We start from the raw sequence: 14,984 nt of genomic DNA, 5'->3' as shown, positions 1-14,984 counted from the left end.
CACCCTCCTTTAAGCGTTCTTGGCGTCTTCGTAAGCCTTCTCAGCGGCGGCCAAAGCCTCAGCCCACTGTTCCTCATTGGGCTGAGAGGAGTGGTCGTGCTTGGGCTCGGCGAAGGTAGCGCCCTTGCCCTTGCAGGTATCCAGCACGATGCAGGAGGGCACGCCCTTCTTGGCGTAGGCGTTCTGAATGGCGTTGTAGATGGCGGTCACGTCGTGGCCGTCGATCTCCTGGGTGTACAGGCCGAAGGACTCGGCCTTCTTGGCAATGTCACCGTGGGCCAGAATGGCATCCGTGGTGCCGTCCAGCTGATAGCCGTTCTTGTCGATGATGTAGACAATGTTGTCCAGCTTGTGGGCATAGGCGAAGTGGAAGCCCTCCCAGACCTGGCCCTCGTCGGCCTCGCCGTCGCCGATGATGCAGAACACATGGTTGTCGCGGCCGTCGATCTTGTTGCCCAGGGCCGCGCCGGTGGCGGTGGAGACGCCCTGGCCCAAAGAGCCGGTGGTCAGATCTACACCGGGGGTCAGCTTGCGGTCAGTGTGGCTGGGGAACTTGGTGTGGGGATGGTTCAGCGTGTAGGCCTCCTCCAGGGGATAGAAGCCCATGATGCCGTAAGTGGCGTAAGCCACGGGGCCGGCATGGCCCTTGGACATGACCAGCCAATCACGGTCTTCCCAGCGGGGGTTCTTGGGATCATATTTCATGACCTCGCCATACAGGACGGCCATCAGGTCAGCCAAATCCATGGAGCCGCCCACATGGCCGAATCCACGGGAGTGGATGACCTTTAGGGTTTCCAGACGAATCTGAGCTGCCAGGACCTTGCAGTTTTTCTCATTCATCGGGGGTTTCTTCCTTTCCTTTTTAAATTGAGCGCCGGACCGTGAAGAAAAACGCCGACGCCGGATTCACTGAGCACATGGGAAACAGCGGCAGGTAATCGATTGCCATAACCATGGAACAACCAGCCTCTACCGGCAGCCATTTCTAATTGATATTTTAACCCTGCGGGCATGGTTCGTCAATGACAGTTAGGTTTTTAACAAGAGAAAATAAGGATATTGGCAACAGTTATACAAATTTCTGGAAAAAAGCTGCGTTTTTGAAGGAACACCGCCCGGCGGACAGCCGGGATGCTGACCGCCGGGCGGGAGAGAAATTATTCGTACAGGGCGCCGGTGCCCTCCACCATGGCGTCATAGGCCCGCTTGACCTTGTCGTAGTTCTTGTCGCGGTCCAGCACCACGCCGCGGCCCACGCCGTCCACGACGCGGCCAAGGCCGATCTGGTCCAGGCGCTGGTCCAGCTCCGCCAGCAGGGCGGGGGCGGAGCCGGGCTCCGTGGAGCGGCCGTCGAAGATGATGTGGAAGTAGACGTTCTCCAATCCGGCCTCCTTGGCCATCTCGCACACGGACAGGGGATAGTCGATGCAGCCGTGGGAGGACTTGTAGGTCAGATAGGCCAGCAGGTGCAGTGCGCTGCCGTTTTTCTTGGCGTGGTCGATGGCCGCCAGGAAGATGGGGTTTTTCTTGAAGCTGCCGTCCTTCACGGCGGCGTCCAGGCGGACGTCGTCCTGCATGACGCAGCGGCCGGCGCCCAGGTTGGAGTGGCCGGCCTCGGAGTTGCCGGCCTTGCCGGCGCCCAGGCCCACGAACTGGCCGGAGGCGTTCAGCTTGGACCAGGACTGCTCCGCCAGCAGGGAATCCCAGTAGGGGGTGTCCGCCAGATGGATGGCGTCGCCCTCGTCGCCGGTGCCCAGGCCCCAGCCGTCGCAGATGATGAGGAGCATCTTGCGGTTCTTGCCCCAATCCTTGCCCTCCGCCAGGGACTTTCCGTCCATCTCGGCGGGCTGGGGAATGCCCATGACGTCCAGAACGGTGGGAGCCACGTCGCCCAGGGAGCCGTCCCGCAGGGTGATGGGGGCGCTGTCGGCGGGGTCGATCATGATAAAGGGCACCAGGTTGGTGGTGTGGGCGCCATCGGGCTTGCCGGCGGCGGTGTAGAGCTTTTCGATGTTGCCGTGGTCAGCGGTGACAGCCACCACGTAGCCCTTGGCCAGGGCGTCATGGACCACCTTGTCCAGGTAATGACTCACATGGGCGCAGGCCTCCAGCTTGGCGGCGGTGTTCTGGGTGTGGCCGATGACGTCGCCGTTGGCGAAGTTGGTGACCACGAAGTCGTACTTGCCCAGGGCGTCCATGACGGTGTCCGCCACCTTGGGCAGGGACAGCTCCGGCTGCTGGTCAAAGTCGATGCCCTTGGGAGAGGGGATGCACACGTCGTCCTCGCCGGGGAAGGGCTGGTTTTCGCCGCCGTTGAAGAAGAAGGTCACATGGGCGAATTTCTCGCTCTCGGCGCAGTGGAACTGGCTCTTGCCGGCCTCGGAGAGGACCTGGGCCAGGGGCTTGACCACGTGGGAGGGAGCGAAGGCGATGGGCAGGTCCTTGAACTTGTCGTGGTACATGGTCATGATGACGAAGTACAGGTCCTCCAGCTTCCGGCGCTCCACCTTGTCGAAGCCCTCCTCGGTGAACATTTCCGTCAGCTCGATCTCCCGCTCGCCCCGGCGGCAGCAGAACACCACGGAATCATGGTCCTGGATCTTGCCGACGGGCTGGCCGTTCTCCACCAGCACCATGGGCTCCAGATGGTAGTCGTCCAGACCCTGGGTATAGGCTTTTTTTACGGCTTCCGCCAGCTGGGCGCCGCCGCGCTTGCAATCAGACATAAAGAAGTACCTCCTGTTGTGAAATTACTGCCCGTCGGCAGGCGGGATCAAATGGTCCGCGGCCACCTGGCCGCAGGCGGGGAAGATGTCCAGCAGTTGGGGGAAGGTGTATACCTTGGCATCGGGCATATTCTCCTCCGTCAGCTTCAAGGGCTTGTTTTTGTTGTACTGGACAGCCACGGTCATGCCGAAGTCCACGGCCTTGGCGCCCACGATGTCACGGTTGAGGTTGTCGCCCACGTAGCAGCAGTTTTCCGGCTGCGCGCCGACCTCCTCCATGGCGTAATAGTAGATGGCGGGACCGGGCTTGCGGACATAGGTGACAGAGGACTGCTGAACAGTCTTAAAGTAGGGGCGCAGGCCGTCGGCGTCCAGCCACTCGTCCACCTCCCGCTTGCCCACCAGGTCGGAGATGATGCCCAGGGTGTAGCCCCGGCGGCACAGCTCCTTCACCGTTTCGGCGCCGCCCTCCACCACGGTGCGGCGGCCCTTGGTCTGCCGGTACTGGTATGTCAGCTCGGAGGCGTTTTTCAAGATGCGCTCCCGGTCCATGTCATAGGCCAGCCAGCGGGTCCACAGGACCTCCTCCGGCGCCTCGCACATGAACTTCAGCGCCCACTCCCGGTACTTGTCGTACCGCTTGTCGATGACGTCGTCAAACCACTTGTTGGGGTCGTCGGTCTCCACGCCGCAGAGCTGGGCGATCTTTGCCCTGGCGGCGGAGAGGTAGGCGGGGTCCTCGTCGATGACGCGGAAGGTGCCGCCCAGGTCCAGGAAGATGTAACGGATGTCGGTATTCATAATTCATGACCTCCAGAACGCAGGACACGCCCGGGAAAACCCGGACGGCCCGCAAAAAAATGATTTAGTTAAGGGGCGGCAGCAAATCAAGGATCTCCCGGAAGTCCTTGATGACGGCGTCGGGACGGGTCTCCTCCGTGAACTCCACGGCGTGCTTTTTCTCGGGAGACTCAAAAATGATGTTGCAGCCAACGCCGGCCTTCTTGGCGCCGGGGATGTCCCGCTTGACATTGTCGGCCACGGACACGCAGTCCGCCAGCTCCACGCCCATCTCGTTTGCGCACAGCTGATAAATTTCAAAGCCGGGCTTGCGCAGGTGGCACACGGAGGAGAGAATGACGGAATCAAAATACTGGTCCAGGCCGTCCTCCTCCAGCCAGTCGGGGACCTCGGTCTCACCGATCAGGTTGGAGATGATGCCTAAGCGGTAGCCCCGATCATGCAGGCCCTTGATGACCTCCACGCCGCCGTCCACCACAACGCGGCGGCCCTTGGTCTGGCGGTACTGGTAGCTCAGCTCGTGGCACACCTGCTTGATGCGCACCGGGTCATAGTCCGGCAGCAGCCACTTGCACCACAGCTCTTCGTCGCCGGATTCCTTGAACTCGCCCAGGGCCCATTTGCGGTAGGGTTCATAGCGGTCCTCCACCAGCTGGAAAAATTCCTCGTAGGGCATGTCGGTGCCGGCGATCTCCGCCATTTTGCGGCGGGCGTGCTTCATGTAAGGCTCATCCTTCAAGGCGATGCGCAGGGTGCCGCCCAGGTCGAAAAAGACTGCCTTGTAACGCTTGTTAGTATCCATGGGACGATTCTCCTTTTCTCAATTTCTCGGAGGGAAAAGCTCCAGCAGATCGCTGAGGTTTTCGATGAGACAGTCACAGGCCTGCCGCATTTTTTCCGTCCTGCCCTTTTTGGGGTCGTCGATGAGGACCATGCAGCCAAAGCCGGCGGCCCGGGTGCCCTCCACATCCCGGTCGGGATTGTCGCCGATGTACGCGCAGTGTGCCTCCGGGGTGCCGCAGCAGCGGCAGGCCAGGTGGTAGATGGCGGGGTCGGGCTTGCGCAGCCGGACCTTGGAGGAGAGGATGGTGGTGGTAAAGCAGTGGGAGATGCTCTCCTCGATCATCCAGTCGGTAATCTCCGCCTCCGTGATGGTGTTGGCAATGATGCCCAGCTTGTAGCCCCGGCGGTGCAGCTCCCGGATGGTGTCCACGGTGTCGAACCGGGTGACGCGCCTGCCGTTGGTGCCGTCCCGCCAAAGGGTGGTCAATTCCTGGGCATGGGCCGCCACGTATTCGCCGTCCACATCCGGCAGCATGATCTGCTGCCAGAACTCGATCTCGGGGTAGTCCAGCAGCTGGACCTTGGAGACCTCCCGGTAGGCGTCGTAGCGGGCCTTCAGCTTCTTGTAAAAGACCTCCGGGTCCTCGTTGCTCTTTGCCAGCTCCGCCAGCTTCCGGCGGCCCTCCGCGATAAACGCGGGGTTCTTGTCGGTCACCCGCAGGGTGCTGCCGATGTCAAAAAAGATCGTTTGAATATCTGTCAGCGCCATATTGCTCACCCGCGGGCAGGGAAGATATCCAGCAGATCGCTCAGCGCGGTGATGACATGGTCGGGGGTGAACTCCTTGCCGGTGGCCTTCTCGTTATTTAGCGTGTCGGGCTCATCGATGCGGATCATCATGCCGAAGCCGGCGGCCTGGGTGCCCTCCACGTCGCGGACGGGGTTGTCGCCCACGTAGGCGCAGTTGGCCTCAGGGGTGCCGATGCAGCGGCAGGCCAGGTGGTAGATGGCGGGGTCGGGCTTGCGCAGCCGGACCTTGGAGGAGAGAATGGTGGTCTTGAAGCAGTCGGCCACGCCGTCAGCGGCCATCCAGTCGGGGATCTCCGTCTCCGTGACGGTGTTGGCGATGATGCCCAGGGTGTAGCCCCGTCTGCGCAGCTCCCGGATGGTGGCCACGGCATCGGGACGGGCCACCCGGCGGCCGTCATGGTCACGCCACAGGCGGGTCAGCCGGGGTGCCAGGGCATAGATGAGATTGGGATCGTAGTCCGGCAGCATGTACTGGGTCCACAGCTCGCCCTCGGACACATCCAGCAGGCTGGACTTGGAGAGCTTGCGGTACTTCTTCCACCGCTCCTCCAGCTTGGCGAACAGCTCATCGTGGGATTCCTGGGTCTGGATCAGCTCCATAAGGCCGGCCTCCGCCTTGTCAATGAAGTCCTGTTCCTTCAAAACGATGCGGAGCGTGTTGCCGACGTCAAAGAAAATCGTCTGAATATCGGGGGTCATTACAAAGTCCTCCTTTATAAAATAAAATAGCAGGCATGCAGTGGATCAAAGCGCGGCGCACCGGGCATTGTACGATTGGACGATGCCCGGGATCTCGGCCAGGTCCTCAATCAAGGCATCCGGCGCCAGGCCGGTATTCACAAAGGCGGCGTCCCGGTGGGCCATGTCGGGATTTCGAATTTGAATGGACAGGGCCACGCCGGCGTTGCGGCAGCCCAGCACGTCCCGGGAGAGGGTGTCTCCCACATAGGCCATCTCGCCGCAGGGAACGCCGCAGGCCTCGGCGGCCATCTGGAAAATGGCGGGGGAGGGCTTGCGGATGCCGGCGGTGGCGGAGACGATCACGCAGGAAAGACAGGGGGCGATGCCGTAATCCTCCATCAAGCCGGGGACGAAGGTCTGGGAGATCATGTTGGAGATGACGCCCAACACCATCCCCATGTCCCGCAGGCGGAAAATGGTCTCCTGCATATGGGGGCGGGGAACGTTGCAGGCCCGGCGGGAGTCGTACCAGAGGGACAGCTCCTCGGCGATGGGAGCGAGAAGCGCCTCGCTGATGCCAAACTGGCGGAGGTAGTATTCGCTCCAGATGCGGGAGGCGGGGAGCTCCACCTGGCTCTGTTCCGACCAGTGCTTGTATTCCTCGGCGTTCTGCCGGAGCAAAAGCATCAACTCCTGGGGCGTAACGGGAAGAGAAATGCCGCCGCTGGACAGCTTTTCCAGCACCTGCGCGCAAAAAGTAGTCTCCAGCGCCGGGTCCCGGTGCACCTCATGAAGCGTGCCGCCCACATCGAACAGTACTGCGCGGATCATGGACAGTCCCCCTTTCCAAGGGCGTAAACGTTTGCAGTCTTTGATAGTTTTTATTCTAAATTACACCGGGCGCTTTGTCAATGTGCCAAATGCCGAAGTGTGTGTTAAATTTTCGGTTTTCTGCCCAAACGCAGGATAAAAGTAAGATTGATGTTGACAATGTAGGAAAAATCGGATATTCTTTTCCTAGACAGCAGGAGAGGGACCGCAGGTCCGCCTGCTGCTTCAAAAAAAAGCGGAAACGTTTACGATTTTTCGCTGCGGAAAAAGGACGGTGCAGTATGAAAAGTGTAACGCTGAAGGATGTGGCAAAGGCTGCCGGCGTGTCTTACGCAACCGTCTCCCGAGCCCTTTCCGGCAGTCCGCAGATCGGCAGCGAGACCCGGGAGCGGATCATCAAGCTGTGCGACGAGATGGGATATACCACCAATTATGTGGCCCGGTCCATGGTCATGAAAAAGACGGACCTTATCGGCCTGGTGGTGCCCTCCATCGACAACCAGTTTATGTCGGAGCTGGCCTATTACGCGGAAATGAGCGCTCGTTCTCACGGCTACAACATCATGCTGTGCAACTCCGGTCCCGACCTCAAGCAGGAAAAGACCGTGGTGAAGCTGCTGCTGGGCCGCCAGGTGGACGGCATCTTGATCGTGCCCCAAAGCCCCAAGACCTATGAGAACATCAAGGCTTACGCGGACCAGGTGCCCACGGTGTTTTTGTCGGAGAACCTCCGGGACCAGCCCCAGAGCTATGTGGCCGTGGACAACAGCCGGGGCACCTATATCGGCACCAAGTACCTCTATGAACTGGGCCATCGGGAGATTCTCTATTTTGGACGCCGCCATTCCACCACCCACCAGCTGCGGGCGGAGGGGTACATGAAGGCCTGCCAGGAGCTGGGCCTGCGGCAGCGGTTTTTCAACAGTGAGTTCTCCCGTTCCTCCATCAATAACGGCTACCAGATGGCCAGGGAGCTGTTTTCCAAGCCCCTGGACTACACGGCTATTTTCGCCTCCACGGACTCCAACGCCCTGGGCATTTTAAAGGCGGCGGATGAGATGAACATCGACATTCCCGGACGGCTGAGCCTCATCGGGTTTGACAATATCACCGCCACCGGGATGCCCCGCATCGAGCTGACCACCATTGAGCAGCCCAAGCGGGACATGGCGGTCCAGGCGGTGGACATGCTGCGGGACAAGATCGAAAACGGCACCCAGGGCTATGTGCACCAGATCCTGCTGCCCACCCTCATCAAGCGCAGCACCTGCCGGACCCTGGACTGACAGACGGAGCATCACAACAAAACGGGCGCCCGGCGAAAGCCGGGTCCCATGATGAAAAGGAAGTAATTGATATGAATGGTTATCTCTATGACCCCCATACCCATACCTCGGAAACCAGCAAGTGCGGCCACCTGCCGGCGGCCGACGTGGTGGACCGTTATGTGCGCAACGGCTTTTCGGGCCTTGTGGTCACGGATCACCTGCATCCGGAGTACCTGTCCCGCATCGATGTCCAGCACAACTGGGACGCGGTGATGGACCATTACCTCACCGGCTACCACGCCTCCAAAAAGCGGGGCGACGAGGTGGGGCTGGATGTGATCCTGGGCGCTGAGCTGCGGTTCCCGGAAAACGACAACGACTATCTGGTCTACGGCATCGACGAGCAGTGGCTCCGCTCCAATCCCTACATGTGCTGCATGAGCGCCCAGGAGTTTTACGATAAGTTCCACGACCAGGTGCTCATCATCCACGCCCATCCCTTCCGCAAGGGCAGCGCTCCCGTCCAGGAGACCGCCGTCCACGGCGCGGAGATCATCAACGGCAACCCCCGTCATGAGAACAACAACGACAAGGCCCTGGAGCTGTGCCGCCGCCATCCGGAGTATTTCCGCCTGGCCGGCTCTGACACCCACCGGGACGGCGATGAGGCCCAGGCGGGCGTCATCCTGCCGGAGCGCGTGAAGGACTCTTACGCCTATAAGCATATGATCGAGACCCAGCAGTTCCACCTGTGGAGCCCCAAGTACCAGTCCTTTGTGGACGCGGACGAGGCCATTCGGAAGGAGAAATGACATGAGCCAGTTCGATTCTCTCATCATCGGCGAGGTCGCCCAGGATACCAATGTGGACTATGACGGCACCACGGTCCGGGCAACCGGCGGCGCGGTGTACTACTCCGGCTTTGCCGCAGCAAACATGGGCCACAAGATCGCGGTCCTGCCCAAAGCGGACACCACCCAGGTGGACCTGAAGGCCGCCTTCGCGCCGGCCCCCAACATCACGGTCTATCCCCTACACAGTACCCACTCCTTTGTTACCAAAAACGTGTACCACACGCCGGACCGGGAACGCCGCACCTCCACGGTGGACAGCGTCATCGACCCCTACCGCACCGATGAGGTACCCCAGATCGATGCTGCCATCTGGCACCTGGCGGGCCTGGTGGGCGGAGACATCCCCGATGAGATGATCCCCTTCGCCGCCCAGCACGCCATGGTGGCCATTGACGTGCAGACCATGCTGCGCTGCGTGGAAAACGGCGGCATGGTGTACCATGACTGGGCTGCCAAGCGGGAGATGCTGCCCTATGTCCGCTTTTTAAAGACCGACGCCGCCGAGGCGGAGATCCTCACCGGCCTCACCGACCGGGCCGAGGCCGCTAAGGTGCTGTACGGCTGGGGCGCCAAGGAGGTCCTCATCACCCACAATACCGAGGTCCTGGTCTATGACGGCAAGGAGATCTACACCTGCCCCATCAAGGCCCGGAACCTCTCCGGCCGCACCGGCCGGGGCGACACCACCTTTGCCTGCTACATCACAGAGCGGCTGACCCAGGATATCCCCACCGCCCTCAAGACCGCCACGGCGCTGGTTTCCTTGAAAATGGAGACCCCGGGTCCCTATATGGGAACCCGCGCCGACGCTGAGGCCTACATGAAAGAATTTTTCTAAAGCGCATCAGTCAAATGAGACAACAGCGCCTGCCGTATGGCAGGCGCTGTTGCTTTGTGAAAGAGAAGCAGATACGTTTTGCCGTTAAAACAGCCCAAGACCCGCGCTCCTGGGAAAAAGCGCGGGCCTTGGACCATAGAAGGAAAGAAGAACACCAGCGGAAGACGAGACCGGCTGCTACCACTCCACAGGATGCGCCGGTCCCGGGTGCTGACAAGCGGTTTCGAAAACGCAAACGTTTTCGAAAAACCGGAAAGAAAAGCCCCGAATACTGGGGGAGGAGGTATGGTCTTATTATGAAATATCCGAGGGAAAAAGTCAATAGTCCCGCTAAAAGTTTGGTAAATACCATAAAACAATACAAAAAAGTATGTGCGGTTTCACGATGAAATTAAACAAACGTTTGCGAGAAAAGACGAAAAAAGCTGCCCTCTCCACGGAAAGGGCGGCTGAGCGGCTTATGATTCGGCGGCAGCCAGCTCCCGCAGGACCTTTAGCTGAATGGGGACGGCGCAGGCCAGCGTCAGCACATCGGACACCGCCTGGGTCATCTGAACGCCTAAAAAGCCCAGGGAGAAAGACAAGATCCACACCAGGGGGATGAAGAAGATACCCTGGCGGGCCATGGCAAGGAAGGTGGCCGGGCCGGTGCGGCCCATGGTCTGGAGCATCATGTTGCTCATGACGATCCACCCCTGGAACCAGAAAGTGACACACTGGAACCGCAGGGCGGTGGAGCCGAACGCGATGACCTCCGGGCTGTCCCGGAACAATGCGATGAGCTGGGGGGCGAACAGGAAGCCCAAGGCGCTCACCGCCAGCAAAAACACCGTGGAGGTCCTAACGCAGAACCAGAAGCCGTCCCGGACCCGCTTATACAGCTTCGCGCCGTAATTGAAGCCGCAGACCGGCTGGAAGCCCTGGCCGAAGCCAATCATGGAGGAGGCGCCGAACATCATGATCCGCTGCACCACGCTCATAGCGGCGATGGCGGCGTCCCCGTAGGGGCCGGCGGCCCGGTTGAGGCAAATGGTGGCCACGCTGGCCAGGCCCTGCCGGCCCAGGGAGGGGAGTCCGCCCTGGATGATGCGCTTATAGTAGACCCATTTCAGCTGGACCCGGGAAAGGCGGATGCGGAGATTGCCGCCCCGGGAGCAGCCCGCCAGCAGCAGGCAGAAGCTGACCAACTGGCTGAAAATGGTAGCCCAGGCGGCGCCGGCGATGCCCATGTCGAACACGAAGATCAGCAGGGGGTCCAGGCCGATGTTCAAAACAGCGCCGCTGACGATGCCCACCATGCCGTAAGCGGCGCTGCCCTGGAAGCGCAGCTGGTTGTTGAGGACCAGGGAGGCGGTCATCCACGGGGCGCCGATGAGGATGACCCGCAGATACGCGGTGGAATAGGGCAGGATGGTGGGGGTGGAGCCCAGCAGAATGGCCAGGGGCTCCAGAAACAGCTGCCCCAGAACGCAGATCAAAAGGCCGGCGGCCAGGGCGGAGAAAAAGCCGGTGGCCGCCATGTTGGAGGCCTCCTCAAAATTCTGCTTGCCCAGCTCCCGGGAGATGAAGTTGCCGCTGCCGTGGCCGAAGAAAAAGCCCACCGCCTGGATGACGGCCATGACGGAAAACACCACGCCCACGGCGCCGGTAACGCTGTCATTTTTCAGCATGCCCACAAAAAAGGTGTCCGCCATGTTGTAAAAAGAGGTGACCAGCATACTGAGAATACAGGGGAGAGCCAGCCGGCAAATCAAGGAGCCCACCGGGGTTTCCGTCATTTGATGAAATTTTTGTTCCTGCTTTTCGTCCATAAATCGGCCCTCAAACGTTTTCATAATGATAAATACATTATAGCATGCTTTTTCGAAAAGAAAAAGAGAAATTCCGACAAAAAGCAGCGGTATAAACGGATGCCACGCATTGAAAAAGAGAGAAAAGCGCGCTATACTGGCAAAGAGAAAATTGTCCGCTCCACGGAAAAGGGGTTGAAGGTATGTTTTCCATGCAGGAGGCCGCGGTGACGGTGGCGCTTATGTTTGCCATCACGGCTTTGGGCTACGCGGTGGGAGCCGTTAAGATCAAGGGAGTCTCTTTGGGCAGCAGCGCTATTTTTCTGGTGGCGCTGGTATTCGGACATTTCGGCGTCACCTTTCCGGCGGCCATGCAGACGGCGGGCATGGTGCTGTTTATCGCGTCCGTGGGCATCAGTGCCGGTCCCACCTTCGCCGGGAACCTGCGGCGCCACGGCGCGGCCTACGTGCTGCTGTGCCTGCTGACGGCGCTCACGGGCGCGGCCTTGTGTGTGGCCATGATCCGCCTGGCCGGCATCGAGACCCCCATTGCCATGGGCCTCATGACCGGGGCCTACACCACCTCCCCCGGCTTTGCCTCCGCCAAGGAGGCCTTTGCGGGAAACGCCGACGCCGTGGCAAAGGTGGCGGCGGGCTATGGCATCATGTACCCCCTGGGGACCCTGGGGAAGGTGCTGTTTGTCCAGCTGGTGCCGAAGCTCTTGAAAACGGACATGGCCCGGGAGCGGGAGCTGCTGCGGCAGACGGAGACGGCGGCGGACCGGCGGAAGAAACTGGGGACGGTACGGCTGGAGCCCATGGGCTTTTTCACCCTGGCCCTGGCCATCGCCTGCGGTATGCTGCTGGGAGGCGTCACGGTCCCCCTGCCGGGCATCGGCAGCTTTTCCCTGGGCAACTCCGGCGGGCCGCTGCTGGTGGGACTGCTGCTGGGCCACCTGGGCCGTGTGGGTCCCCTGGACCTGCGGGTGGACCCCAAAGTCGTGGGCCCCGTCAAGGAGCTGGGGCTCATCCTGTTTTTCACCGGAGCCGGCACTGAGGGCGGCAGCCGCCTGGCGGAGATCGTGGAGCGCTATGGCGCTTCCCTCATTTTCTGCGGCCTGCTGCTGACCTTTATCCCCATGGCCATGGGCTTTTTCCTCAGCCAGCGGCTGTTCCGACTGTCCGCGCTGAACGGACTGGCCGCCATGACCGGCGGCATGACCAGCACGCCGGCCCTGGCCGCGATGATCCAAACCTCCGGCACAACAGCCGTGGCTTCCACCTACGCCACCACCTATCCCATCGCTCTGATCAACATGGTTCTGGTGATGCAGTTGCTTGCGAGGGTATAATCGTGCTGAAAAATCGGCAAAATGGTCATTGAAACTTTTGCGAAACATGATATATACTGTATCAAACGCAATTGGAGAGGATGATGTCCCATATGACCGCCTACACAAAGATGACCGCCCAGGAGCGGAAAGAGGAATACGCACGGGTGTCCGCGAAATTTGAAGAGCTGAAAGCCCGGGGCTTGCAGCTGAACATGGCCCGCGGCAAGCCCGGCAAAGCACAGCTGGACATGGTGTCCGATGTGATCTTTAATCTGATGGAAGAGCCCGGAGACTTTGTCTCCAACGGGATCGATGTGCGGAATTATGGCGAAATGTCCGGTATTCCCGCTGCGAAGCAGCTGTTCGCGGAGATTTTGGGCTGCCGGAATGAGCAGGTGTTCGTCGGCGGCAACAGCAGCCTGCAGCTGATGTACGACACCATCTCCAAGGCCTATACTCACGGCCTGCTCCACAGTGAGCGTCCCTGGTGCCGGGAGGAGAAGGTGAAGTGGCTGTGTCCCGTTCCCGGCTATGACCGCCATTTCAAGATCACGGAGAGCTTTGGCTTTGAGATGGTGAACATCTCCATGACTGCCGAAGGCCCCGATATGGACGCCGTGGAGGAGGCCGTGAAGGACCCCGCCGTGAAGGGCATCTGGTGTGTTCCAAAGTATTCCAACCCCGATGGTATTATCTATTCTGACGAAACGGTGCGCCGCATGGCGGCGCTGAAGCCTGCCGCCCCGGATTTCACCGTCATGTGGGATAACGCCTACTGTGTCCACGAGTTTGAGGGCGACTATGTGGAGTTCCCGGACATCCTGGCGGCCTGTGTCGCCGCCGGCAACCCGGATCTGGTGTATGAGTTTGCCTCTACCTCCAAGATCACGCTGCCCGGCGCAGGCGTGGCCTGCTTCGCCACCTCCGAGGAGAACCTCAAATACATTGAAAAGCTGCTGACCATCCAGATCATCAGCTTCGACAAAGTGAACCAGCAGCGCCACGTGCTGTATCTCAAGGACAAGGCCCATACCCTGGAGCTGATGAAGAAGCACGCTGCTATTCTGGGCCCCAAGTTCCACGCTGTGCTGGACGCCCTGGACCAGGAGATCGCCCCGCTGGACATTGCCTCTTGGTGCCGGCCCAAGGGCGGCTACTTCATCTCTCTGAACGCCATGCCCGGCACCGCCAAGCGCACCTGGGAGCTGTGCCGGGAGGCAGGCGTCGTTATGACCGGCGCCGGCGCCACCTTCCCCTACGGCAAGGATCCCGCAGACAGCAACCTCCGCATCGCGCCCACGCTGCCTTCCGTGGAGGAGCTGGAGCAGGCCATCGAGGTGCTGTGCGTGTGCTTGAAGCTGTCCGCACTGGAGAAGCTGGGCGTATGAGGTATTACGGCAGCGTATACCGTCCCCCCTCCGAGGCGTACAGCCTTATTGTCCAGGTGACCTACGGCTGCAGCCACAACACCTGCGCCTTTTGCAGCATGTATAAGGAAAAGCGGTTTGCCGTCCGTCCCCTGGAGGAGGTGCTGGAGGACTTCCGCATGGCCCGCCGTACCTACCGCCGGGTGGACAAGGTGTTCCTGGCGGACGGCGACGCCCTGGTCCGGAAGGCGTCGGAGCTGTATATCATCCTGGATACCATCCGGGAGCTGTTCCCGGAGTGCCAGCGGGTCACCAGCTACGCCTCTCCCGCCTCCATCCGCATCCGCACGGACGAGGAACTGCGCACCCTGCGGGAAAAGGGCTTGACCATGGTGTACATGGGGCTGGAGTCCGGCTGTGACGAGGTGCTCAAACGGATGAACAAGGGACACGGCGCGGCGGAGATCGTGGAGATGGGCCGAAAGGTCCGGCAAAACGGCATCGCCCTGTCCGTCACGGCCATCACCGGCCTGGGCGGACCGGAGCTTTTGGAGCGCCATGCCGTAGAGACCGCGGAGGCCTTCAACGCCATGAATCCCGAGTATATTGGCATGCTGACGCTGATGGTGGAGCCGGAAACGCCCCTGTACGACTGGGTCCGTGACGGCAGCTTCCGCCTGTTGACCCAGCCCCAGGTACTGCGGGAGACCCGGCTTCTGGTGGAGCAGCTGGACAGCCCCGGCAGCGTGTTCCGCATGAACCATGCCAGTAATTACCTGGTGCTCAAGGGTACGCTGAACCAGGACAAGGCGGCCATGCTCCGGGCCATAGACGCCGCGGAGCATGACATGAGCCGCCTGCGGCCTGAGGAATGGCGGGGACTTTGATGAAAAAAGAA

General features: G+C 60.7%; 15 protein-coding genes. 7 read left to right on the top strand and 8 right to left on the bottom strand.

Going from position 1 to position 14,984, the window contains the following annotated elements; all coding sequences use genetic code 11:
• Nucleotides 1-9 precede the first annotated feature (9 nt).
• The 7 genes from ACTQ4R_RS03765 to ACTQ4R_RS03735 all read right to left on the bottom strand — a co-directional run bounded on the left by ACTQ4R_RS03765 (nt 10) and on the right by ACTQ4R_RS03735 (nt 6,635).
• Nucleotides 10-843, bottom strand: a complete 834-nt coding sequence (locus ACTQ4R_RS03765) for a transketolase (RefSeq protein ID WP_441625950.1) — start codon at nt 841-843, stop codon at nt 10-12.
• 317 nt (nt 844-1,160) lie between these two features.
• Nucleotides 1,161-2,729 carry a sulfatase-like hydrolase/transferase gene (locus ACTQ4R_RS03760; RefSeq protein ID WP_441625948.1) on the bottom strand — a complete coding sequence of 523 codons (1,569 nt, stop codon included), beginning with the start codon at nt 2,727-2,729 and terminating at the stop codon, nt 1,161-1,163.
• A 24-nt stretch (nt 2,730-2,753) separates the two neighbouring features.
• The gene (locus ACTQ4R_RS03755; protein ID WP_441625946.1) at nt 2,754-3,530 is read right to left on the bottom strand and encodes an HAD family hydrolase; all 777 of its coding nucleotides are present in this window, start codon (nt 3,528-3,530) and stop codon (nt 2,754-2,756) included.
• A gap of 64 nt (nt 3,531-3,594) precedes the next feature.
• Nucleotides 3,595-4,332 (bottom strand): HAD family hydrolase, encoded by a 738-nt coding sequence (locus ACTQ4R_RS03750; RefSeq protein ID WP_441625944.1) that lies wholly within the window; start codon nt 4,330-4,332, stop codon nt 3,595-3,597.
• A gap of 18 nt (nt 4,333-4,350) precedes the next feature.
• Entirely contained in the window at nt 4,351-5,082 is a 732-nt protein-coding gene (locus tag ACTQ4R_RS03745; RefSeq protein WP_441625942.1) for an HAD family hydrolase, read from the bottom strand.
• A gap of 5 nt (nt 5,083-5,087) precedes the next feature.
• Nucleotides 5,088-5,822 carry an HAD family hydrolase gene (locus ACTQ4R_RS03740; protein ID WP_441625940.1) on the bottom strand — a complete coding sequence of 245 codons (735 nt, stop codon included), beginning with the start codon at nt 5,820-5,822 and terminating at the stop codon, nt 5,088-5,090.
• A 45-nt stretch (nt 5,823-5,867) separates the two neighbouring features.
• Nucleotides 5,868-6,635 carry an HAD family hydrolase gene (locus ACTQ4R_RS03735; RefSeq protein WP_441625938.1) on the bottom strand — a complete coding sequence of 256 codons (768 nt, stop codon included), beginning with the start codon at nt 6,633-6,635 and terminating at the stop codon, nt 5,868-5,870.
• A 281-nt stretch (nt 6,636-6,916) separates the two neighbouring features.
• On the opposite strand from ACTQ4R_RS03735, the gene ACTQ4R_RS03730 reads away from it, so the two are divergent.
• The 4 genes from ACTQ4R_RS03730 to ACTQ4R_RS03715 all read left to right on the top strand — a co-directional run bounded on the left by ACTQ4R_RS03730 (nt 6,917) and on the right by ACTQ4R_RS03715 (nt 9,984).
• Entirely contained in the window at nt 6,917-7,921 is a 1,005-nt protein-coding gene (locus ACTQ4R_RS03730; RefSeq protein ID WP_441625936.1) for a LacI family DNA-binding transcriptional regulator, read from the top strand.
• A gap of 71 nt (nt 7,922-7,992) precedes the next feature.
• Nucleotides 7,993-8,715 carry a PHP domain-containing protein gene (locus ACTQ4R_RS03725; RefSeq protein WP_441625934.1) on the top strand — a complete coding sequence of 241 codons (723 nt, stop codon included), beginning with the start codon at nt 7,993-7,995 and terminating at the stop codon, nt 8,713-8,715.
• A gap of 1 nt (nt 8,716) precedes the next feature.
• Nucleotides 8,717-9,595, top strand: coding sequence for a PfkB family carbohydrate kinase (locus tag ACTQ4R_RS03720; RefSeq protein WP_441625932.1), 879 nt, complete (start codon nt 8,717-8,719; stop codon nt 9,593-9,595).
• Between the two features lie 56 nt (nt 9,596-9,651).
• On the top strand, nt 9,652-9,984 hold the full coding sequence (locus tag ACTQ4R_RS03715; RefSeq protein ID WP_441625930.1) for a hypothetical protein: 333 nt from the start codon (nt 9,652-9,654) through the stop codon (nt 9,982-9,984).
• A 69-nt stretch (nt 9,985-10,053) separates the two neighbouring features.
• On the opposite strand, the gene ACTQ4R_RS03710 is transcribed toward ACTQ4R_RS03715, so the two are convergent.
• Entirely contained in the window at nt 10,054-11,430 is a 1,377-nt protein-coding gene (locus tag ACTQ4R_RS03710) for an MATE family efflux transporter (RefSeq protein ID WP_441625928.1), read from the bottom strand.
• A 158-nt stretch (nt 11,431-11,588) separates the two neighbouring features.
• Between ACTQ4R_RS03710 and ACTQ4R_RS03705 the strand changes: the two genes are divergently transcribed.
• The 3 genes from ACTQ4R_RS03705 to ACTQ4R_RS03695 all read left to right on the top strand — a co-directional run bounded on the left by ACTQ4R_RS03705 (nt 11,589) and on the right by ACTQ4R_RS03695 (nt 14,973).
• Nucleotides 11,589-12,737, top strand: coding sequence for a hypothetical protein (locus tag ACTQ4R_RS03705; RefSeq protein ID WP_441625926.1), 1,149 nt, complete (start codon nt 11,589-11,591; stop codon nt 12,735-12,737).
• Between the two features lie 92 nt (nt 12,738-12,829).
• The gene (locus ACTQ4R_RS03700; RefSeq protein WP_441625924.1) at nt 12,830-14,107 is read left to right on the top strand and encodes an aminotransferase class I/II-fold pyridoxal phosphate-dependent enzyme; all 1,278 of its coding nucleotides are present in this window, start codon (nt 12,830-12,832) and stop codon (nt 14,105-14,107) included.
• Nucleotides 14,104-14,973 (top strand): radical SAM protein, encoded by an 870-nt coding sequence (locus ACTQ4R_RS03695; RefSeq protein ID WP_441625922.1) that lies wholly within the window; start codon nt 14,104-14,106, stop codon nt 14,971-14,973. The genes ACTQ4R_RS03700 and ACTQ4R_RS03695 overlap by 4 nt, the downstream gene beginning before the upstream one ends.
• Nucleotides 14,974-14,984 lie beyond the last annotated feature (11 nt).

This window comes from Dysosmobacter sp. Sow4_B12, from assembly GCF_052116665.1.
Lineage (GTDB): Bacteria > Bacillota > Clostridia > Oscillospirales > Oscillospiraceae > Oscillibacter.
The sequence above is the reverse complement of the archived record's forward strand: the minus strand, read 5'-3'. Positions and strand labels throughout refer to the sequence as shown.

Bases quoted from the DNA above. Each gene is read 5' to 3' on its own strand.
- ACTQ4R_RS03765 (WP_441625950.1), bottom strand. From the start codon at position 843: ATGAATGAGAAAAACTGCAAGGTCCTGGCAGCTCAGATTCGTCTGGAA.
- ACTQ4R_RS03760 (WP_441625948.1), bottom strand. From the start codon at position 2,729: ATGTCTGATTGCAAGCGCGGCGGCGCCCAGCTGGCGGAAGCCGTAAAA.
- ACTQ4R_RS03755 (WP_441625946.1), bottom strand. From the start codon at position 3,530: ATGAATACCGACATCCGTTACATCTTCCTGGACCTGGGCGGCACCTTC.
- ACTQ4R_RS03750 (WP_441625944.1), bottom strand. From the start codon at position 4,332: ATGGATACTAACAAGCGTTACAAGGCAGTCTTTTTCGACCTGGGCGGC.
- ACTQ4R_RS03745 (WP_441625942.1), bottom strand. From the start codon at position 5,082: ATGGCGCTGACAGATATTCAAACGATCTTTTTTGACATCGGCAGCACC.
- ACTQ4R_RS03740 (WP_441625940.1), bottom strand. From the start codon at position 5,822: ATGACCCCCGATATTCAGACGATTTTCTTTGACGTCGGCAACACGCTC.
- ACTQ4R_RS03735 (WP_441625938.1), bottom strand. From the start codon at position 6,635: ATGATCCGCGCAGTACTGTTCGATGTGGGCGGCACGCTTCATGAGGTG.
- ACTQ4R_RS03730 (WP_441625936.1), top strand. From the start codon at position 6,917: ATGAAAAGTGTAACGCTGAAGGATGTGGCAAAGGCTGCCGGCGTGTCT.
- ACTQ4R_RS03725 (WP_441625934.1), top strand. From the start codon at position 7,993: ATGAATGGTTATCTCTATGACCCCCATACCCATACCTCGGAAACCAGC.
- ACTQ4R_RS03720 (WP_441625932.1), top strand. From the start codon at position 8,717: ATGAGCCAGTTCGATTCTCTCATCATCGGCGAGGTCGCCCAGGATACC.
- ACTQ4R_RS03710 (WP_441625928.1), bottom strand. From the start codon at position 11,430: ATGAAAACGTTTGAGGGCCGATTTATGGACGAAAAGCAGGAACAAAAA.
- ACTQ4R_RS03705 (WP_441625926.1), top strand. From the start codon at position 11,589: ATGTTTTCCATGCAGGAGGCCGCGGTGACGGTGGCGCTTATGTTTGCC.
- ACTQ4R_RS03700 (WP_441625924.1), top strand. From the start codon at position 12,830: ATGACCGCCTACACAAAGATGACCGCCCAGGAGCGGAAAGAGGAATAC.
- ACTQ4R_RS03695 (WP_441625922.1), top strand. From the start codon at position 14,104: ATGAGGTATTACGGCAGCGTATACCGTCCCCCCTCCGAGGCGTACAGC.